The following is a 19,035-nucleotide window of genomic DNA, read 5'->3' as shown; positions in this document are numbered from 1 at the left end:
CGTCGACCAGATCACGATCCAATAAACGAGTCAGCACACCAATGCCAATAGCATCAGTTAGTCGATCATGATCACTGACTATCGACCGCAAATCACGCGTCACACCCACAACGGAACGCTACCCCACACCCCGTTACAATCAGCAACACCACCATCACAGTCAGACCGGCAGCTGCTAAGTAAGTGGCATTGCTCCCCAGGGGACCGAACGGTCGGGCGTGATCCGGTTCACCGGTGAGAAGGAAGGGCTGGAGTTGTGCGGGCAGGGCGCGGCCGCGACTCGGCTGGTGCTGGTGGGACCGCAGTCCGGAGGACGGACGCAGATCATCCTGGTGTCGCGCGGATCGGCCCCGGTGGCGCGCGGGCCGCGGCGGATCACGCTGTCGGGTTTCTCGACCGCGCATGGCGAAATGAGCAACCTCGACCCGGAACTCGTCCACAACCACATCGAGCTGGACGCGACCGCGGGCGACGTGACCGACGTCGAGATCCACGACATCTACTTCGGCGCCTGCCTCGGCGACGGGATCCGGCTCTCCGGTGGCCTGCAGCCGGTGCCGACGCTGGTCCGGAACACGCGTATCCACCACGTCACGATGCGGCTCGGGGGCCACCCGCAGGCGATGAGGGGCGGGGCCCGCGCGGGCGTGTCGTTCCAGAAGGGCGTCCGCGACGTGATGCTCAGCGACTTCTTCCTGATCGGGGCGCGGAACTCCTGCCTCGACATGGAGCCGACTTCGCCGAGCGTGATGGAGAACATCACGGTCACCAACGGGACCATCGACAACACCGAGGGAAAGACTTGGGTGGCGGCGAGCTTCGGCGGCTTCGAGGACGCCACCAGGGAGGCGCGCCTGTCCAACTCCCGGATGGTCAACGTCCGGATCAGGGGCGGCGCGCTGTATGTCCTGAGCACTCGCGGCACCACACTCGACAACATCGAGATCGACGCGAACCGCGGCGACACAGCCGACGCGCTGGACGCGCCGCTGCTGTTGGTCAAACGCGCGAACGAGGACCTGACCGTCCGCAACGTGTCCCTCCTTCGCGACTCCGCGTGCCTGCCCGGTCCGCTGGCCCTCATCTCGCACCATGGAACCTCCCCCCGGCGGATCAACGTCGAGGGCGGAACCTGGACGACCCGCGTCGGCCCCGGCACCCAACTCTCCTACGTCGACCTTCTCTCCGCGGACCGGATCCGGATCCGCGGTACCCGGATCCGGATCGAGGACGCGCCCGCCGCGACCAGCTACGGCTTCCGCATCGTGCCGAGCCTGCAGGACATGGCAGGCGTCCACCTGGACGGCGTGGCCATCGAGTCACCGGACGGCCTGACCGCGGGCTTCTGGTTCGCCGCGACCACCGCCCGCCGGATCGCGAACATCATGGTCACCGGCTGTTCGCTGGCCGGCGCCGCGACGTCGGGGATCTTGTTCGACGCGACGGGGAGTCCGCCGGTGGACCGTCATCCTGTCGTTCAGGGAAATGACTTCGCGACCTGTGCGGAGCTGTGGTCCGCCGCACGGACCGCGGTGAACAACGTCTTCCCGATCATCGGCGGCAACCGCGGCGGACGCGTCACGTTGAGCGGAACGCCTGCTCCGGAGGGCGTGGTCGCGGCCATCCAGGGCTCCCAGTACGTCCGGCACAACCCGGCCGAGCTGTGGTTCAAGGTCACCGGCACGGCCGCTACGGGCTGGGTCAAGCTCGGAGGCGCGCCGTAACGGCGAAGGAGCTCACGCCGCCTCCAGGGTCAGCAGCCGTCCCTGACAGCCGCCGCATGGCCACGTTGAGCTATCGCTGCAACGTTGCCATGGCTTGGATTGCGGTGCTTTCTGTTCCGGGCGGGCACAATCTAGCTCGTGACGAGTGGGACAGACGAACGCTTGCTGTACGAGACCGTTTTCCGGCGGCGGGACACCAGGGCGGAGTTCACCGGTGCGCCGATCCCGGCCGAGGTGCTGCGCCGGGTGCTGAGCGCGGCGCACGCGGCACCCAGTGTGGGCCTGTCGCAGCCGTGGGATTTCGTGCTCGTGTCCGATATGGACGCTCGCAAGACGTTCCGTGAGCATGTGCAGACCGAACGGGAGTTGTTCGCGGGCCAGCTGGACGCCGAGCAGGCTCGTGCTTTCGCGCGGATTAAGATCGAGGGCATCGTGGAGTCGTCTCTGGGCATCGTGGTCAGCTATGACCCGTCGCGTGGCGCGCCCGCGGTGCTGGGCAGGCATGCCATCGCCGACACCGGTCTGTATTCGGTGTGCCTTGCCATCCAGAACCTGTGGCTGGCCGCGACCGCCGAAGGGCTCGGAGTCGGCTGGGTGAGCTTTTACCGCGAGGAGTTCCTGCGCGAGTTGGTCGGCCTGCCGGGTGCTCTCCGCCCAGTGGCGTGGTTGTGCGTCGGCCCGGTCCGCGACCTACCGGCCGTTCCCGATCTGGAAAGGCACGGCTGGCGGGAACGTCTCCCGCTCAATGCCGTGCTCCACCACGAACGGTATCGAGCGTCGAACCAGGCATGATCTCAATCTGCCGGGGAGATATCTGGCCGTCCACGGGGAACCCGGTGGCCACCAGCGGGGCCAAATCTGGCCGCCTACGGGGAGTATTCACTGGCGACGGTCATTCGTTCACTGTTCGGTGCCAGCGAAACTGAGGCAGCGCCAGTGTGTCTGAGGCAATTAGTCGATCTCCGCCACTAGAGTTGAGGTACCTTGAACACGTCTCGCTGGTTGGAGCCTCAGCCCTGGTACGCGCTCAGCTTGACCACGAAGCCTGCGACGTGAGGTCGTGATGAATGACGACGAGGGGCCCGCAGGTGGCGCTTCGAGTCTCACTGGCCCTGCGTACGTCCGCCACAGCCGTACGGCTGCTACCGAGGACGACGAAGTGTCGGGGCGGTGGATTGCGGTCGACGAGTCGGGGTGGGACGGCGAGCAACTGTACGGTCGTAGCGACCGGCACTTAGTGCTCGGCTCGATCGCGATCGACGACATATCAGCGGCCCCGATTGTGGAGCGATTGCGCCGTGATGCTGGACTGACACAACCGCCCGAGTTGAAGTTCGGTCAGTTCACAGGCACGAGGAGGGATCGGCTGGCCGTGTTGGTAGACCTCTTGAAGCCGGGTGGCGTTCTCGCTGACAAAGCCAGCGTCTTCATGGTCGACAAGCACTACTTCGTGGCAGGCAAGATCATTGATCTGCTCCTGGAGGAACACGCGTTCAATCTCGGGCACAATTTGCATGCTGGCAGGTTCGCCCGAGAACTCGCCCGGACATTGTTCAACGAAGGGCCCCGTGCACTCGGACAAGACTGTTTCAATCGCCTGATCGCGACCGTGGTCAACTTCGCGTCCATGCGCAACCGCGACGGCTCACAGGTCAACGTCGATGGTCTCTTTGACGAGATCGACCGTGCATGGGCACAGTCGCATCGCCGCCGGGTGACCGCGATCCTCTTCGACCTACGAACGACGCGTTTAGAGGCGGCGAGCTATCTACATGCCCTTCGCGACAGCGATCCCATACCAACGATGGAGCCGCTAATTCCCTGTCTGAACGGCGTAGTCGGAGACTGGTCAGCGAAGCTCGGTCGTGTTAGCGCACTTGTAGACGAACAGAAGGTCTTTACTGACGAGCGGCTGGATCAGATCCTTGCTGTGTCCTCCTGGCGGCCCGGTCCTTCTGGGCGCTACATCCGGATGGGAGGGGACCAAGCGGCCAGGGCGATTGTGCGCGGCGTGTCTCGTGAGCATCCTTCGATCCAACTGGCCGATTTGGTCGCGGGTGCAGGTCGGGAGGTCGCTCGGCGACATGCAGGAATACCATCTCCTGCTGGTGAGCAATTGCGGAATGCGATCGTTCCGTTGATCAACGAACACAGCATGGTTCCACATGACGAACCTGGCCGTTTTGCTAACGCTGGGACCGCTTGATGGGGCAGCGACATTAAACCGCCCCGAACTCGCCCCCACCGACACCCATCCGCTGAGTTGCCTCGGAACCACAGGCGCAGCAAGGCCGTCGATATGCCACTGAACACGCGGCACCGCAGTCAGCGACGGCAGCTACCTCACGATCAACGGCGCAGGACATTTACGCCCCAGGTCCTGCTAGAACGGCCGCGAACGCCCCAATGACGAGGAATGGGCCGAGCGGCAGGTCGCGGTGGGGCTCTTGTCGTCGAACGACTCGCAGGATGAGCAACGCGATGGCGGCTGTGAGCCAGCCGAAGATTGTTCCCGTCACGACCGACGGCCAGCCAGCCCACCCGAGCGCGAGCCCGAGTACGCCGCCGAGCCGGAGATCTCCACCGCCGAGCTGGCCGGGGCGTAGGAAGTAAAGCGCTCCGTAGAACCCGAGGAGCGCGAGCATGCCAGCCGCGGAGCGGAACAGTGGATACGCGTCGTGGTTGACTACGGCGGCCACGCCGAAGAGGACGGCCAGGACGATGCCGCTGGGCCAGATCAACTTGGTGGGCAGTTGACGGGTTCCCCAGTCGATGGTGGCCAGCGCGACGCTGGCTGCGGCGAGCCACGAGTAGGCGAACAGATCGGGCGCCGGGCCGATCCGCCAAGCCAAAGCGACGAACAGGACGGCGGTCGTCGCTTCCAGGACGGCTGGAGGCGCGAGCCGCTCGGACTTCTCCGGGAGCACCGAACTCCCTTGGACGATGACGCGTAGGCCACCGGCGACCACGAGCCCGACAAGGCCCCAGCCGACAATGGAGATCGCGTTCATCGTCCGGTCAGCGTCGCTGACGTGCGACTCACGAGAGTGACAGAACGCCTCACGACGTACCCCCTGTAGCCGCCAGATTGCGGTTGCCCAGTGAAGCGAAGCTACTACTCAGCGACGTTTGGACACGCCGTTTTTAACCCATTTGGATGAATCTTGCTCGATTTTCCCTGTTCTGACACCTGTGTCCCTTCATAGGGACATTGCGGTCTCCTGGGGGGTGCCAGGTAGACGTGAGGTGTACCACAGTAGATCGAAAGGAATTTTCGCAGATCCGAGGGGGTGCACGTGGTCGACGGCTACGTACACGGCAGCAACAGCTGGCGCAGGGCGGGACTGGTTCTCATTGGGCTCGCGGCGCTGACGTTGACAGCCTGCAGTTCAAACTCGTCGCCGACGCCTGGGGGCGCGACTGGGGTGACAACTTCTTCGTCACCGAGCAGTGCTTCGCCGTCGCCGGTTTCTCCGGTGGACAGTGCGCGTCAGCAGGCGACCGCCGCCTACGCGGGAATGTGGCGGCAGATGGCGAAGGCCGGTGAGACCGGGGACTGGCAGTCGCCAGAGCTCGCGAAGTACGCGACGGGCGATGCGCTCGGGGTGATCAACCGCAGCCTGTATACCGACAACCTCAACGGTGTCGTGACGAAGGGCGCGCCGAAGACCAATCCCCAAGTGTCCAAAGTGGATCCGCAAGACAATCCGACCACAGTCATGATCTCGGACTGTGGTGACGATAGCGGCTGGCTGAAGTACAAGAACGGCCAGTTGGTCAACGACACTCCGGGCGGGCGACGCTCGATCACCGCGGAAGTCAAGAAGCAGCAGGACGGCACGTGGAGGGTCACCCGCTTTGCCGTGGAGGGGGTGGGCTCGTGTTGAAACGTTCAGGAGTCGTGGTCGGCCTGTCGGCGGCCGTGCTCGTGGCGACCGCGGTACCCGCATTCGCCGATGGAGGCTGGGGATTCACCGACTGCAGCCAGTATCCCAACCCTGGATGCGAGCTCGGCGCGGGCAAGGGCGGCGCCAAGGAAAACGGTAACCAGGGCAACGGAAACAGCAAGCCGGGCAACCCTGGGAAGAACAACCCTGGCACCGGGCAGGCCAACGCCAACGGCGACACGATCATCGGTGGGAACAAAAACCTGGCCCAGTGCGGATACGAACGCAGTGGCTACCAGGGCCCTGCGCCTGGTGGCGCGCAGCCGGCGGCCTTCCAAGCTCCGCTGAAGTCGGGTGCGGTCACCGCGGTGTACCGGCCAAAGAGCGAGCAGGCCACCGCGCAGTTCGCGCAGGCCCAGCCGCCCTCGGGCGCCTGGTACGTCTACAAGTGCACGGGCCCCGGATTCGCGGATGCGCTGTACCGTCCGCCGGTCTGGATTGCCGATGGCCAGCCCGGTCCGGCGCCGCTGCCGTCCCCTGCTGAACTCGCGGCGCAGGCGCGCAATCAGTTGCGGCTGCCCACTCCGAAGATCAAAGCAAACCCGGCTGGCGATCAACTGGTCAGCTTGCCGACCTGGATGTGGCTGGACCCCAGCAGTTGGGGCGACGTGTCGGCCACCGCGGCGGTACCGGGCGTCTCGGTGACCGCGGTCGCGAAGCCAACCTCGGTGACCTGGTCGATGGGTGACGGCGGTTCGGTTACTTGCACCGGTCCGGGTTCCCCGTTCCCCGCCGGGGCTAATCCGAAGAGCGCGTCGCCGGACTGCGGCTACACCTACCGCACCTCCTCGGCCGGACAGCGAGCGGAAGCGTTCCCCGTGTCCGCCACGGTGAACTGGACCGTGACTTGGTCGGGTGCAGGCCAAGGCGGCACGTTCCCGACCATGACCACGACCGGCAATGCCGCGTTCCGCGTGGCGGAGAGCCAGGGCATCGCCACCGGCTGATCCAAGCCTCCTGCCCCACGAGGGCGGGTGTCCACAACGAAACATCCTGTTACGGAAGGCACGTCGACCACTCAGATCGACGCGTCGCGATGGCGTCATGCCTGAAGGAGGTCGGTGGTGACAACTACCGCAGGTTCGACTGGCACGGACACGACGACGAAGAATGGAACGTCGCCGAACACGTGGGCTGGCCGTGACAGCAAGGCTCCTTCACGCCTGAGCGGCGGAGGCAGGCGGCGCAGCGTGCCCTACCTGTTGCTCGGTGTCCTGCTGGTCGTGGTGTGCGCCGCGGGCGGTGTGTTCGCCGGAATGCAGTTGGGAGACCGGGAAAGCGTGCTGGCGTTGGCCCGTCCTGTTGCCGTGGGCCAAATCCTGACCGCGCAGGACCTCAAGCAGGTCAGCATGGCGGCCGACTCCGGCATGGACGTGATGTCGGCATCGTCGGCGTCCACCGTGGTGGGACAACAGGTCGCGTTCAGCCTGCCCGCCGGTTCGCTGGTGACCCGGTCGGTCCTCGGCTCGCCGCAGATTCCCTTGCAGGGAAAGGCAATTGCGGCGGTCGGGTTGAAGTCTGGACAGTTCCCGCCCGACCTGATGCCAGGAACTACCGTCGCAGTGCTCAGCACGCCAGGCCAGGGCACGACGATGGGAACATCGAACGGACAGACCTCGTCGTGGACCGCGGTGGTGACCGGAATCGCCACGCGCGAGACCGAGCAGACCACCGTGGTTTCTCTGCAACTGTCCGAATCGGACGCGCGGGCATTGGCCGCTGCTCCGTCGGGGCAACTCAGTCTGGTGGCGATCGCGGGAGGTGGACGCTGATGCTCATCACAGTCTGTTCGCTCAAGGGCTCGCCGGGTGTCACCACGTTGGCCACCGCCCTCGGCGCTCGGTGGCCAGCGCAGGAGAACCCGATTGTCGTCGAGGCTGACCCGGCCGGCGGCGACCTGATGGCCCGCTTCCGACTGCCCGAGTCACCGGGGCTGGTCAGCCTGGCCGCCGCAGCGCGGGGCCGCGGCGGCTCCGAGCCGAACCTGCTCGCCCAGCACACGCAACTCCTACCTGGTGGCCTGCGGGTGGTACTCGGACCGGTCGGCGCCGAACAAGCCCGCGCCGCGTTGTCGGTGCTGGCTCCGGGCGCGTCGTCGCCGATGCGCCGGGCAGCCGACCAGCCGGGGATCACAGTCATCGTCGACTGCGGCCGGGTGGATGCCGATTCGCCTGCGTTCCCGATCATCCGCGGCGCCGACGCGATGCTGCTGGTCGCCCGACCACACGACGACGAACTCGCGCACGTCGCGCTCAAGCTGCAGGCCGCCCAGCGATGGTCGGCGAAGCCGTGCTTCGTGCTCGTCGGCGACGGCTACCCGACCGCCGAGGTAGCCCAGGTCATGGGCATCCCGGTGATGGGACGTGTCCCCCGCGATGACAAGGGCGCCGCGGTGCTGTGCGGGCACGGCAACGGCCGGCACAGCCCGGAGAAGTCCGCTCTCGGGCGCGCCGCCGCCAAGATCGCGCTGAACGCCTTCGCGCACTGGCACGCCACCAACAACGGCGGCACCCATGCCCCGCACCTGCAGCTGGCGGTGCCCGGCAGGCCGGTCTTCGGCGCAGCCCTGCAACCCCTCGGGCCGCAAACCCGAAACGGCGCGACGTCATGACCCGGCCCGGACTCGGCGAGCCGCACCTCACGAGCACGTCGAACGGAGCCGGCCCACACGCTGGCCCGACGAACCTGCCCGGCCCGGCGGAGCTTCCACATCGGCCCGCAGGGGAGGCCGCGGCCGTGGATCGGCTGCGGCAGTACCTGCGCGAGCAGCTGTCCACGCAGCTCAGCCAACGCATCCGGGACGACGAAAGCAGCGGCCGTGCCCCAATGGGGACCGTTGCGCGCCGTCAGATGGCCGAGGCTGTCCTGCAGGACGCCGCCGAGGCCCATGCTCAGGCGGAGATGCGGCAAGCTCACGACCTGGTGCGACCGGAGGTCGAGCAGCGGGTGATCACAGCCGTGCTCGACGAGGTCTTCGGGCTGGGCGGATTGGAACCGCTGCTGGCCGACACCGAGATCGAGAATATCAACATCAACGGCTACGACCGCGTGTTCGTTCGCTACGCCGACGGCCGCCGACGCCGGTTGCCACCGGTGGTTGGCTCGGACACCGAGCTGGTCGAGCTCATCCGCGACCTGGCCACCCGGTCCGGAGTAGAGGAGCGCCGCTTCGACCGCGGGTCGCCGATCGTCAACTTCCAGCTGCCGGGTGGCGAGCGGGTCGCGGCGGTCATGGCCGTAACCGCGCGGCCATCGGTGTCGATCCGGCGGCACCGATTCACCAAGATCACGCTGGCGGAGCTGCGCGAGAACGGCACCATCGACCTGGCGCTGGAGTCCTTCTTGACCGCGGTGGTGCGCGCCCGGCGCAACGTCCTGATCACCGGTGGCACCGCGATCGGGAAGACCACAATGTTGCGAGGGTTGGCCTCGGCGATCCCAGCGTGGGAGCGGCTGATCACGATCGAGGACGTCTTCGAACTCGGGCTCGGCGAGGACGAAGCTGTCCACCCGGATGTGATGGCGATGCAGGCCCGAGAACCCAACCTGGAAGGGGTCGGTGAGGTCTCGCTGTCGGACCTGGTCTGGCAGTCTCTGCGCCACAGCCCGGACAGGGTGATCGTCGGCGAGGTCCGCGGTCCGGAGGTCATCCCGCTGACCAATGCGATGTCCATGGGCAACGACGGCAGCATGGGCACTCTGCACTCCTCCAACAGCCAGGGCGCTTTTACCAAGCTCGCCGCCTACGCCGTGCAAGGCCCCGAGCGGCTACCGATGGAAGCGACGAACCTCCTGGTCGCCGCGGCCCTGCACTTCGTGGTGCACCTGGACAAGCCTCGTGGCGAAAACAGCAAACGTGTGGTGTCTTCCATCCGCGAAGTCGTCGGCGCCGACGACGCTCAGATCATCAGCAACGAGGTATGGCGCCCCGGCCCGGACCTGCGCGCCGTGCCCGGCGCGCCATTGCGCACCGACACCGTGGACCTGCTCATGGACGCCGGCTACGACCCGGACCTGTTCGAGCGGCGCGAAGGGTGGTGGACGCCATGACCAGCGCCCTGTTCGGACTGCTCGGCACGGGCCTCGCTGTCGGCGTCATGCTCATCTGGGTCGGTTTGCGCGGCCGTCCCGCCCGTCCCGCGACGCCATCGCGGCTGAGTGCCTGGCTGGCCGCCCACCACGACCGCAAGCAGGTCGGCTGGCTGGTGGTGGCCGTGCTCGCCGGCCTGGCCGTCGGGGCGATCACCGGCTGGGTGGTCGGCGCCATCCTGACCGTCGTGGCCGTGGTGGGTCTGCCACGGATCCTCGGCTCGAACGTCGATCACAAGCACCACCTCGAACGGATCGAAGCGATTGCCGGGTGGACGGAGATGCTGCGCGACACCCTCGTCGCCGCGGCCGGCCTGGAACAGGCCATCCTCGCCACCGCCCCGGCCTGCCCTGCCGCGATCCGCGAGGAGATCACTGAGTTGGCCGTCCGGCTCGAACGAGGCGAACGCCTCGCACCCTCGCTGCGCAATCTCGCCGAGCAGCTGTGTGACCCGACTGCGGATCTGGTGATCTCCGCGCTCGTGCTGGCCGCCGAGCACCAAGCTCGGCAGCTGGCGGACCTGCTCGGGGAACTGGCCAGCGAGGCGCGTGAGCAGGCGTCGATGCGGATGCGCGTCGAGGCTGGCCGCGCCCGCACCAAGACCAGCGTGCGGGTCATCGTGATCACCACGCTCAGCTTCGCCGTCGGCCTGGTGCTACTCAACCGCGGCTACCTCGCCCCGTACGACACGGCGTTCGGCCAGATCATGCTCCTGATCGTCGGAGCGCTCTTCACTACAGCTTTTGCTTGGCTGGCAAGGATTGCGCGCATGCGGGAGGCAGAAAGGTTCCTGACCGAGCTGGGCACGATCCGGCCGCACGACGCCGATCTCGACGTCGATGACCTGTTCACCGGAAAGGGGGCGTCGTCATGATCAGCGGCTTGCTGTGGGGCGCTGGGCTCGGCGTCGGATTGTGGGCGCTGGTGGTCTACATCTTCCCGCCACGGCCACCGTTGCGAAGTCTGGTCGACCGGCTGCACGCGACACCGGCGCCGCCGCCGATCCTCGCCGCGGACTCCGACGGCTGGGCCTTGCGCGTGGGCAAGCCGTTCATCAAGCCGCTGGCCGCCCTCGGATTGCCGAACCGGAAGCTGCGCAACGCCCTCGCCGTCACCGGCAAGAGCATCGAGCACCACCTGGCCGAGAAGGCCACGTTGGCGCTGACCGGACTACTGCTGCCGATCCTGATGGAGCTCCTGCTCGTGCTGGCCGATGTCAGTCTGGGGTGGGAAGTTCCAGCCATCGCCAGCCTCATCCTTGCTCTGGGCGGCTTTCTGCTCCCGGACATCAGCGTCCGGCAGGAAGCCGAGCGGCGACGCTCCACCTTCCGGCACGCGTTGGCGGCCTACCTCAACCTGATCCGCGTCCTGCTGGCCGGCGGCGCCGGAGTCGACGGAGCCCTCTCCGACGCGGTCGGCATCGGCAAAGGCTGGGCCTTCCAACAGCTTCGCCGCGCGCTGGTCACCGCCAAACTCACCCGTACCACGCCCTGGGCCACCCTGGGGCAACTCGGCACAGAACTCGACGTCCACCAACTGTCCGAGCTGGCTGCATCGGTCAGTCTGGCCGGCACCGAAGGCGCCCGCGTCCGCGCCAGCCTCGCGGCCAAAGCCGCCGCGCTGCGCACCCGCGAACTCACCGACGCCGAAGGCGACGCCCAAGCGGCCACCGAACGCATGAGCCTACCTGTGGTGATGCTGTTCGGTGGATTCCTTGTCTTCATTGGGTTTCCCGCACTCGCGCAGGTGTTGGGAGGTCTCTGAGAAGCGTCGACCCGCTATCCGCCTGGGAGAATTATTATGGCACGAAAGAAGTTCGCCACGCCAAGAGCGCCCGTCGAAGTCGGCGAGTTCAACCTCGGTATCGCACTGCTGCTGTGGAACCCAGCGGTGCCCCGTGCGCGGTGGCGCATACAACAGCTACGTGCAGCGCTGACATTGCGAGCGATGGGCGCCGTAGCGATCGGTGCCATCCTCATTGTCGCGGCGGTGCGTCTGCCCGAGGGAAACACGATCGTGCTTGCAGTACTGGCCGCCTTCGCCTTCGCCTACGCGATTTTCGAGTCAGGCGAGCACGTCTTGTCTCTGCGTACGCGCCACGCTCATCGGAGCGGGTTTCCGTGTCAGCTTGAGCGACGGCCGGGCGAGTTTTTCTTCGAGGCAGCAAACTTCCGCGAGTTCGGCCCCGCGATCCAGGAGAAAGTCCGCGGGATCGTCGAGGCGGTGAAGGACTTGCATACCAGTCCCGCAGCAGCGTGGCTGAACCCACAACTCCTTCACCAGACCTACCTCGCGGCGTGGGACGCCCTGCACATCCTCGAACAGTCACGACCCGCAAGAGCCGTTGCTAGCGGCCTGCGTGCAGAACCGGGAACCCAAGGGCTTGCCGACACTATGGACGATGCCATCGAGGCGATCGACCACGTCGTCGACGAAGTACACGCACACCTTCGCGGTTGCGTCGTGCTTGCCCAGGCCTGGACGGAGAAGCTGGCTCGCATAGATCAGGAGACCATCGCCGAAGCACTCCTTGAGGGTCTGCGCAAACTACCCGCGAACCACGTTCTTGAGTCAACAAGGCCTTTGACAGAGAACGTATTCGCGTACATCACAGCCGCCCGAGACACAGTCAAGGCGGGCCCGTTCCCATGGGAACTCAATTACACCGAAGGAAAAACCGATGCTCAATGAAGCCAGGATCCTCATCGCACGGCTTCGTCTCGCCCTGGAGCGGCTGCGTCACGACGAGAGTGGCTACTCGACCGAAGCGGTGGTCGTCACCGCGTTGCTGGCGGCACTCGCGATCGCCGTTGTCGCGATCATCGTCATCAAGGTCACCCAGAAAGCCAACGGAATCACTCTGTAGGCGGTGAACATTATGCCTCCAAGTCCAAGTCAACACGGTACTTCGAGCACGCGCGAGCGCCTACTGCGGACACGTGCGCGCTCCGTGCCGCGCCGGTTGCGGACGGATCAACGGGGCGCCGGCACCGTCGAGCTCGTCATTGCCGTACCGCTTCTGTTGCTTCTGATACTGCTTATCGCCCAGTTCGCGCTCTACATGCACGCAACTCACATCGCTCAGGCTGCCGCTTCCGAAACTCTCTCCGCCGCACGGGTGTCGGGTGGCAGCGCCGCCGCCGGTATCACTGAGGGGCAACGGATCCTCGCGCAACTGGGAGGTGGCCCGTTGCATGGAACCTCGGTGAACGTGCAACGCGGCAACACTGAAGCAACTGTGACGATCACCGGGAATGTGGTCACTGTCATCCCATTCATGACGCTCACGGTTCACGCCGAATCCGTTGGGCCCATTGAGAAGTTTACCCCGCAGACCGCTGCAGGGGCAGCACCATGAACGCGACATCCACGCCCCGCAGGCCCATCCACCTAGCGCGGAAACGGATAAACATGCTGCGCCGCGACGAAGGTGGCTCCGTCGCGGCCGAGCTCACCCTGCTCACTCCGTTGCTTACCCTGCTGCTGTTGTTCGTTGTGCTGTGCGGCCGGCTCGCCGACGCGAAACTGCGGATCAACGACGTCGCGCACCAAGCCGCTCGCGCAGCCACCCTGGCACGTACCCCGTCGCAAGCCACCGCGAACGCCCAGACGACAGCCAGTGCTGCATTGGCTTCTGCCGGGATTACCTGCCAATCGCTCACGGTTTCCACCGACACCCAGGGGCTCAAGCCCGGTTCGACGGTCACCGTCACCGTCTCGTGCAGCGTCGGTCTGGCTGACCTGACCATGCTCGGCGTCCCAGGTGCCCGGACGTTCGAATCCAGCTTCTCCTCGCCAGTAGACATCTGGCGGGGCAGCGCCCGCGCGCAAGCAGGAGGCGCCGGATGAGCTCTACAGCACTGTCTCGCCGCCCCGCTCTTCGGCGACTTCGTGAGGACCAGAGCGGGCGGGTTACCGCGTTCGTTGTCATCATCGTGACCGCGGTCCTGCTGTTCGCCGGTCTCGTACTCGACGGCGGACTCGCTTTGGCTGCCAAGGTTCGTGCCCTCGGGGAGGCCCAGGAAGCCGCTCGGGTCGGCGCCCAGGAAATCGACCTGGCCGCCTACCGGGCTAAAGGCACACTGCGCCTGGAACCGCAGCAAGCCACTGCTGCCGCCCGCAACTACCTCGCCGCGGCGGGCCACACCGGCACCGTCTCCGTCGCCGGCAACACGGTCAACGTCACTGTCACCGTTAGTCAATCGACGCAGCTGCTCCCGTTGATCGGCATCGGCTCGATCACAGTCACTGCGAGCGGGCAAGCCCAGCCACAGCGCGGAATTTCTGGGGTCCTGCCATAACCACACCCAGCCCTCAACGCAGGCCAATGACAAAGGAGACCAGGATGGCCACGCCTGAAGAGATCGAACATCGTGTCGAAGAGAACGACAGCGCCACAACCGCGAAACGATCCGCCGCGGCAAAGCGGGTCGGCGAACTCGCGCTACGTCGGGCCGCTATCGCTGAGCAGCTCGACGAGATCGAGCGTGAACTCGGTGACGTACTTGCAGAGTCCGGTGACGTGATCGGCGCCGACGAGCTGGCGAAGTTCACCGACGTGCCCGTTGCTGACCTTGACCGGTGGCTCAACGGCCGAAAAACCACGCGCACCAAACGCAGGAAGGCAGCCCCGGCCTCGTCCGCCACGAAGACCGAGACGGGCCAAGACCCACCGACGGCGACGACAAAGAGGTCCGGACCGCCACCAACGGTGCCTGAGCCCGCCGAACCACGGTCCGGGCCTGTGCGTGTTCCTGCGGAGGTGGCCTGACCTCGCTTGGTCGTTTCCGGTCGGGCAGGTGCACATTGCGCCGAAACCCCTGTACTGCCAAGGAATTGAGCCCGCCGTGACCGCACATTCACACCACACACGCAGGAAGCTGACACCAAGCACGAACAGCCACGCCTCAAGGGCGCCGGCCAACGCGCTCCGGTTCGTCGGCCGAGTCCTGCGCGGCCTGCTCGCCGCCGTTTCCCTGCTCGCGCTCGTCGCCGGCCTGCCTTGGGCCCTGGTGCACTTCATCGGCTGGCCCTTGCCAGACCAGGTGCCGACCTGGGACGAGATCCAGGCGACCCTGCTCAACAACTCGATGAGCCCGCAGTTCCTGCTCAACACCTTGGCCGTGCTGTGCTGGATAGTCTGGTTCTTCTTCGCCATCGACGTCTTACGCTGCACGATCGACGCTGCGCGCGGGAGCACCTGGCCGGAGGAACGTCCGCCCGGCCCGCTGCGCGGGCTCGCCGCTGCCCTCATCGGCACCATCGTGCTGACCCTGCTCACCAGCCGCACCCCGTACACAGTGCCCGCGCCAGCCACCGCGGCTATGACGAGCGGCCTCGCGCCTGCCGCGGTGACCGCGCCGCTGACACCCGGTCCCGCCGTGCACAGCCTGGCGCGACAGGTCCCGGTCGTGCAGCACACCGCCCAGGTGATCGATCGAGCGGCGCCTGCCCCGCCAGGAACGGTTCGGGCCACCGAGGAAGTCCGGCTCCCGCAGGACGGGATCTACGACAGCCTGTGGCGGGTTGCCGAACGCGTCTACGGGCCAGGCGGCGGCAGCCGGTGGCCCGAGCTCTTCCAACTCAACCGCGGCGTCGAGCAACCCGACGGTCGCACGCTCACGAACCCCAATCTGGTGCGGCCCGGCTGGAAGATCACCGCCTACATTCCCGCCCCGGCCAGCGAGCCAGCGCCGGGTGAGCAACTGCCGCCGGTCCCACCCGCGCAACCGGCGCCGCCGACCACGCCACCCCTAACACAGCCAGCACCGACCACGCAGGCTCCGCCCGCGAACGAGCAAGCCGATCAGACCGACCGAGCCGAACCAGGGCTGGACCTGATGACGGGTGTGTTCGTCAGCCTCGGCCTGGCCGGCCTGGTCACCACGGCCATGGTGTCGGCGAGCATGTGGCGGCGTCGTCGCTACCGCGTCGGCAGCGGCGACCGCGCCGATCTGCAGCGCCCGATCGCGCCCGTGGTCCGCGCCCTGCGCACCGCACACGACGGCCACGACGACGACCTGCACTCCGACGACGCGGACTTCATCGACCTCGCGCCCGCTCCACCGCGGATCCACATCACCGCGGGCGGCGCGCTCGAACCCAACAACGAACCGGTACCCGTTCCAGCGAGGGTCGGCGTTCGAGGCGGAAGCGAACTCGCCCTGAACCTCGCCAGCACCCGCGGGCTTGGCTTGGCCGGGCCAGGCGCCACCGACGCTGCACGTGCTCTCCTGTTGCACCTGCTCGCCGAGCAGCAGCCTGCCTGCAACGTCTGCGTGATCATCCCCGCCGAGGACCTCCACCTCGTCTTCGACGGCGCACAGGTCGAGCACCTGCCCTCCACTGTCCTGGTGGTCGATTCCCTCGACGCCGCTCTCGACGAGATGGAAGCGGCCCTGCTCACTCGCACCCGCCACGCCATCGAAGAGACCGAATTCCAGCCCGCCGCAGCCTCGCTCGTGCTGCTCGCCAGCCCGGCACCGCACGCTGAACGCCGCTTGCAGGCCGTCCTCGACAACGGCTCCACCCTCGGCCTGGCCGGCATCCTGCTCGGCCAGTGGCGGCCCGGCGCGACCGTCCGCGTCCGCCCCGATGGCACCGTCAGCGCCACCAGCCCCGGCCTCGGTGATGCGCTCACCGGCATCCGCCTGTTCACCCTGCCCGCCGCTGACACCACCAAGTTGCTCACCCTGCTCCACGAAGCCGAAGGCCCTGCCGACGTACCGGGCCCCGACCTCGAACCCCGCGCTGCCGGTGATGACGACGTGCCACTCGCGGACGTCGCCGAGGACGACCACGGGATCATGCCGGCTCCGGTGCCCGAGCAGCGCTCGGTGGAGGAGATGACGCAGCTCGAATCGACCCGTCCGCCGGATCCGCACAACAACCAGCAGGCCGAGCCGACGTCGAGCTTGCAGGTGCTCGACGTCCACGCCGTCCCCGTCGACGTCCAACCACTTGAACCGCCATCAGCCTCACCTGCAAACGATCCTGACGAGCACGGCACCGCTACCGCCGACGTGAAGGTCGGCAACCTGTCAACATGGCCCGAGGAGCGGTCGAGGCCGGTGGTGGAGGATCAACTGGCGCCGCGGCGACCGCTGGCCGTGCGGGTGCTTGGTCGCGTCAACCTGGCCCTTCATGACGACGGTGGCGAACGCGAGCTCGGCGGCGCGCTCACACCGAAGCAACGCGAAGTGCTCGTCTACCTCGCGCTGCACCCCCACGGCGTCCGCCGCGAAGTCCTCAACGAGGCCGTCTGGCCCGACAGTCGGCCACCGCGGCCGTACAACAGCTTCCACAACACGCTCTCGATGCTGCGCCGTGCACTCAGCGACGCCACCGACGGCGCCCTCGACAAAGTCGTCCTCAATGACGACGGCCGCTACCAGCTCAACCCTGACCTGGTCATGGTCGACTTCTGGCACCTCCAGCATGCCCTGCAGGCATCCCGCCCGACCGGCGGTGACTTCCTGGTACAGCTGCACGACGCCATCAAGCTCTACCAAGGCGACCTCGCCGAAGACCTGCTCGTACGCTGGGTCGAGCCCTTCCGCGAGTCCCTCCGCCGCGACGTCCTTGACGCGCTCGGCACACTGATCCGCGCCCACGGCGACGCCGACCCGGAAACGATGCTCACGATGCTGGAACGCACCCGCAAGCTCGACCGGTACAACGAAGGCGTCTACCGCGACATCATCCGCACGCAGGCGCGCCTCGGCCAGTACGCCGCCATCCCACGCACCCTGGCGCTCCTAACCGCCACGCTCGACGACATCGGTCAGCACCCCAGCGGGGACACGCTTAACCTGGCCGACTTCCTCCAACGCCGCAGCAGTACCCGCCGGCCGCTTCCAACCGACAATGCCGCCGCCAGTTGAGCAGGGCCGGCCGGCAGCCCGTCAGACGTCGTACGGAGGCTCGCCGTCCAGCGCCTGCGACCGTGGATTCCTGCCTTTCGACTGTGACTTCTGCAAGCGCTCGATCAGATCGATGTGCTCCTGCGCCCAGTCGATCAGCGGTCGTCCTCTGGCCAGCAGGTCTGCCGCCGCGGGCGTCAGCGAATACACCACCGACCGCGGAAACGTCTGCTCCTCGAACCGGTCGACCAGGCCGGAGGTCTCCATCCGCCGCAAGGTCCGGCTCAATGCCTTGCCCTGAATCCGGCGTTCCTTACCCACCCACGGGTCGTACATGGTCATATCTTGAATAGCGGTGTGAAGCTTGTTGTAATGCAGCGGACCCGCACTCAACGCCACCATAATATGCGTGATCCAGTCCCCAGCCAGCAAGTGGCGGAGATCCCGCGACAGCTGCAGGTACCTAGCGTCCCCCGTTACCATGCACACACTCCACCCTCGTTCGTGAAGGCCCACCTCCACCCCGCCCCCGCAGCGCAGGTGAGCCAAAAGATTCAAAGATTCGAATCGCCTCCTTTCTGACCAGAGGGCGTATAATTTTCACTCGTCATCGGTACCTCGGGTGATCAGTCTCAAGGTTGTCAACGCTACGCCAGACGGGGTATCCGATGCAGCGTATTTCTACTTAGGACGGACCGGCGTCACCACATCGAGTGACAGACTAGTAGATCAACAACACTCTCGGTGAGCAATTTGTAGTGTCCTGGCGACTTACCGCTCGACGGTCCGATCTAGATGCCTGTTAGAGTGGTAGCCCCTCGGTTTCACGAAGTGCCTGGTCATTCGGCCAGCAGACCCTACCGATGCAACACCCGACTCGGTCGCCGGCAGGCATATGAACAGTCGATTTGGGTGGGTGGTCGCCTGCCGTTCCTCTTGACTCCGTGGTCGCCTTGACTGCGATGGTCACCATCTCCTCGTGCCCCCCTTTCCGTCGGCCGACCCCCCTGCCTGCCCGCCTCTCGCACACTTCCCCCAGCCGTGTTCCGGCCGCGGCTCTGTCCATGATCGACTGCACCTGAAATGCGACTCGCGCGTCACTCTCCTATCAATTATTGCTGACGTCTTGACAAGCGCAATTTCAATGCTTGTCAACCATTCTCATGTGTTGAGATTTTCTCTCGGTTGAATTGCATTAGCTGAGATTCGAAGTATCGAATACCTTGCAATTCCCGATCTAGGCAATTCTGCCTCCCGAAATCCGAAACCTTTTTGCATCAACCGAGCTGTGCCGGTCGCTGGTCGCGCCGTTGGGCTCCGCTGTGCCGGTCGCTGGTCGCGCCGTTGGGCTCCGCTGTGCCGGTCGCTGGTCGCGCCGTTGGGCTCCGCTGTGCCGGTCGCTGGTCGCGCCG

At 66.3% G+C, this 19,035-nt stretch carries 19 protein-coding genes; 17 read left to right on the top strand and 2 right to left on the bottom strand.

Features of this window, described 5'->3' with window-relative positions:
* The first annotated feature begins 218 nt into the window (after window positions 1-218).
* The 3 genes from ACLARN_RS43110 to ACLARN_RS43100 all read left to right on the top strand — a co-directional run bounded on the left by ACLARN_RS43110 (window position 219) and on the right by ACLARN_RS43100 (window position 3,930).
* Entirely contained in the window at window positions 219-1,724 is a 1,506-nt protein-coding gene (locus ACLARN_RS43110; RefSeq protein ID WP_409497276.1) for a hypothetical protein, read from the top strand.
* Window positions 1,725-1,862: 138 nt separating this feature from the next.
* Entirely contained in the window at window positions 1,863-2,516 is a 654-nt protein-coding gene (bluB, locus tag ACLARN_RS43105) for a 5,6-dimethylbenzimidazole synthase (protein WP_409497275.1), read from the top strand.
* A gap of 271 nt (window positions 2,517-2,787) precedes the next feature.
* On the top strand, window positions 2,788-3,930 hold the full coding sequence (locus ACLARN_RS43100) for a hypothetical protein (protein WP_409497274.1): 1,143 nt from the start codon (window positions 2,788-2,790) through the stop codon (window positions 3,928-3,930).
* A gap of 160 nt (window positions 3,931-4,090) precedes the next feature.
* Here the strand turns inward: ACLARN_RS43100 and ACLARN_RS43095 are convergent, their stop codons facing one another.
* The gene (locus ACLARN_RS43095) at window positions 4,091-4,735 is read right to left on the bottom strand and encodes a prepilin peptidase (RefSeq protein ID WP_409497273.1); all 645 of its coding nucleotides are present in this window, start codon (window positions 4,733-4,735) and stop codon (window positions 4,091-4,093) included.
* Between the two features lie 285 nt (window positions 4,736-5,020).
* Here ACLARN_RS43095 and ACLARN_RS43090 point away from each other — a divergent pair, with 285 nt between their 5' ends.
* The 14 genes from ACLARN_RS43090 (at window position 5,021) to ACLARN_RS43025 (ending at window position 17,644) form a co-directional block, all read left to right on the top strand.
* Window positions 5,021-5,611 carry a hypothetical protein gene (locus ACLARN_RS43090; protein ID WP_409497272.1) on the top strand — a complete coding sequence of 197 codons (591 nt, stop codon included), beginning with the start codon at window positions 5,021-5,023 and terminating at the stop codon, window positions 5,609-5,611.
* A 14-nt stretch (window positions 5,612-5,625) separates the two neighbouring features.
* Window positions 5,626-6,618, top strand: a complete 993-nt coding sequence (locus tag ACLARN_RS43085; protein ID WP_409497271.1) for a hypothetical protein — start codon at window positions 5,626-5,628, stop codon at window positions 6,616-6,618.
* A gap of 255 nt (window positions 6,619-6,873) precedes the next feature.
* The gene (locus ACLARN_RS43080; RefSeq protein WP_409497270.1) at window positions 6,874-7,443 is read left to right on the top strand and encodes an SAF domain-containing protein; all 570 of its coding nucleotides are present in this window, start codon (window positions 6,874-6,876) and stop codon (window positions 7,441-7,443) included.
* The gene (locus tag ACLARN_RS43075; protein WP_409497269.1) at window positions 7,443-8,282 is read left to right on the top strand and encodes a chromosome partitioning protein; all 840 of its coding nucleotides are present in this window, start codon (window positions 7,443-7,445) and stop codon (window positions 8,280-8,282) included. Before ACLARN_RS43080 ends, ACLARN_RS43075 begins: the two co-directional genes overlap by 1 nt.
* Window positions 8,279-9,721, top strand: coding sequence for a CpaF family protein (locus tag ACLARN_RS43070; RefSeq protein ID WP_409497268.1), 1,443 nt, complete (start codon window positions 8,279-8,281; stop codon window positions 9,719-9,721). Before ACLARN_RS43075 ends, ACLARN_RS43070 begins: the two co-directional genes overlap by 4 nt.
* Window positions 9,718-10,635, top strand: a complete 918-nt coding sequence (locus tag ACLARN_RS43065; protein ID WP_409497267.1) for a type II secretion system F family protein — start codon at window positions 9,718-9,720, stop codon at window positions 10,633-10,635. The genes ACLARN_RS43070 and ACLARN_RS43065 overlap by 4 nt, the downstream gene beginning before the upstream one ends.
* On the top strand, window positions 10,632-11,525 hold the full coding sequence (locus ACLARN_RS43060) for a type II secretion system F family protein (protein ID WP_409497266.1): 894 nt from the start codon (window positions 10,632-10,634) through the stop codon (window positions 11,523-11,525). The genes ACLARN_RS43065 and ACLARN_RS43060 overlap by 4 nt, the downstream gene beginning before the upstream one ends.
* Window positions 11,526-11,561: 36 nt before the next feature.
* Window positions 11,562-12,452 carry a hypothetical protein gene (locus ACLARN_RS43055; RefSeq protein WP_409497265.1) on the top strand — a complete coding sequence of 297 codons (891 nt, stop codon included), beginning with the start codon at window positions 11,562-11,564 and terminating at the stop codon, window positions 12,450-12,452.
* Window positions 12,442-12,627: a hypothetical protein gene (locus ACLARN_RS43050; RefSeq protein WP_409497264.1), complete on the top strand. Its 186-nt coding sequence runs from the start codon at window positions 12,442-12,444 to the stop codon at window positions 12,625-12,627. The genes ACLARN_RS43055 and ACLARN_RS43050 overlap by 11 nt, the downstream gene beginning before the upstream one ends.
* 84 nt (window positions 12,628-12,711) lie before the next feature.
* The gene (locus ACLARN_RS43045) at window positions 12,712-13,119 is read left to right on the top strand and encodes a TadE/TadG family type IV pilus assembly protein (RefSeq protein ID WP_409497263.1); all 408 of its coding nucleotides are present in this window, start codon (window positions 12,712-12,714) and stop codon (window positions 13,117-13,119) included.
* Between the two features lie 53 nt (window positions 13,120-13,172).
* On the top strand, window positions 13,173-13,610 hold the full coding sequence (locus tag ACLARN_RS43040; protein ID WP_409497262.1) for a TadE/TadG family type IV pilus assembly protein: 438 nt from the start codon (window positions 13,173-13,175) through the stop codon (window positions 13,608-13,610).
* Window positions 13,607-14,062 (top strand): TadE/TadG family type IV pilus assembly protein, encoded by a 456-nt coding sequence (locus ACLARN_RS43035; RefSeq protein WP_409497261.1) that lies wholly within the window; start codon window positions 13,607-13,609, stop codon window positions 14,060-14,062. Before ACLARN_RS43040 ends, ACLARN_RS43035 begins: the two co-directional genes overlap by 4 nt.
* A 44-nt stretch (window positions 14,063-14,106) precedes the next feature.
* Window positions 14,107-14,532: a hypothetical protein gene (locus tag ACLARN_RS43030; RefSeq protein WP_409497260.1), complete on the top strand. Its 426-nt coding sequence runs from the start codon at window positions 14,107-14,109 to the stop codon at window positions 14,530-14,532.
* 76 nt (window positions 14,533-14,608) lie between these two features.
* The gene (locus tag ACLARN_RS43025) at window positions 14,609-17,644 is read left to right on the top strand and encodes a BTAD domain-containing putative transcriptional regulator (protein ID WP_409497259.1); all 3,036 of its coding nucleotides are present in this window, start codon (window positions 14,609-14,611) and stop codon (window positions 17,642-17,644) included.
* Window positions 17,645-17,665: 21 nt separating this feature from the next.
* Here the strand turns inward: ACLARN_RS43025 and ACLARN_RS43020 are convergent, their stop codons facing one another.
* Entirely contained in the window at window positions 17,666-17,959 is a 294-nt protein-coding gene (locus tag ACLARN_RS43020) for a winged helix-turn-helix transcriptional regulator (protein WP_409497258.1), read from the bottom strand.
* Window positions 17,960-19,035: the final 1,076 nt, after the last annotated feature.

Source organism: Amycolatopsis sp. cmx-11-12 (assembly GCF_046269425.1).
GTDB lineage: Bacteria > Actinomycetota > Actinomycetes > Mycobacteriales > Pseudonocardiaceae > Amycolatopsis.
This window is presented reverse-complemented; position numbering and strand designations above follow the sequence as displayed.

Bases quoted from the DNA above. Each gene is read 5' to 3' on its own strand.
- ACLARN_RS43100 (WP_409497274.1), top strand. From the start codon at position 2,788: ATGAATGACGACGAGGGGCCCGCAGGTGGCGCTTCGAGTCTCACTGGC.
- ACLARN_RS43095 (WP_409497273.1), bottom strand. From the start codon at position 4,735: ATGAACGCGATCTCCATTGTCGGCTGGGGCCTTGTCGGGCTCGTGGTC.
- ACLARN_RS43075 (WP_409497269.1), top strand. From the start codon at position 7,443: ATGCTCATCACAGTCTGTTCGCTCAAGGGCTCGCCGGGTGTCACCACG.
- ACLARN_RS43070 (WP_409497268.1), top strand. From the start codon at position 8,279: ATGACCCGGCCCGGACTCGGCGAGCCGCACCTCACGAGCACGTCGAAC.
- ACLARN_RS43065 (WP_409497267.1), top strand. From the start codon at position 9,718: ATGACCAGCGCCCTGTTCGGACTGCTCGGCACGGGCCTCGCTGTCGGC.
- ACLARN_RS43060 (WP_409497266.1), top strand. From the start codon at position 10,632: ATGATCAGCGGCTTGCTGTGGGGCGCTGGGCTCGGCGTCGGATTGTGG.
- ACLARN_RS43055 (WP_409497265.1), top strand. From the start codon at position 11,562: ATGGCACGAAAGAAGTTCGCCACGCCAAGAGCGCCCGTCGAAGTCGGC.
- ACLARN_RS43050 (WP_409497264.1), top strand. From the start codon at position 12,442: ATGCTCAATGAAGCCAGGATCCTCATCGCACGGCTTCGTCTCGCCCTG.
- ACLARN_RS43040 (WP_409497262.1), top strand. From the start codon at position 13,173: ATGCTGCGCCGCGACGAAGGTGGCTCCGTCGCGGCCGAGCTCACCCTG.
- ACLARN_RS43035 (WP_409497261.1), top strand. From the start codon at position 13,607: ATGAGCTCTACAGCACTGTCTCGCCGCCCCGCTCTTCGGCGACTTCGT.
- ACLARN_RS43030 (WP_409497260.1), top strand. From the start codon at position 14,107: ATGGCCACGCCTGAAGAGATCGAACATCGTGTCGAAGAGAACGACAGC.
- ACLARN_RS43020 (WP_409497258.1), bottom strand. From the start codon at position 17,959: ATGTACGACCCGTGGGTGGGTAAGGAACGCCGGATTCAGGGCAAGGCA.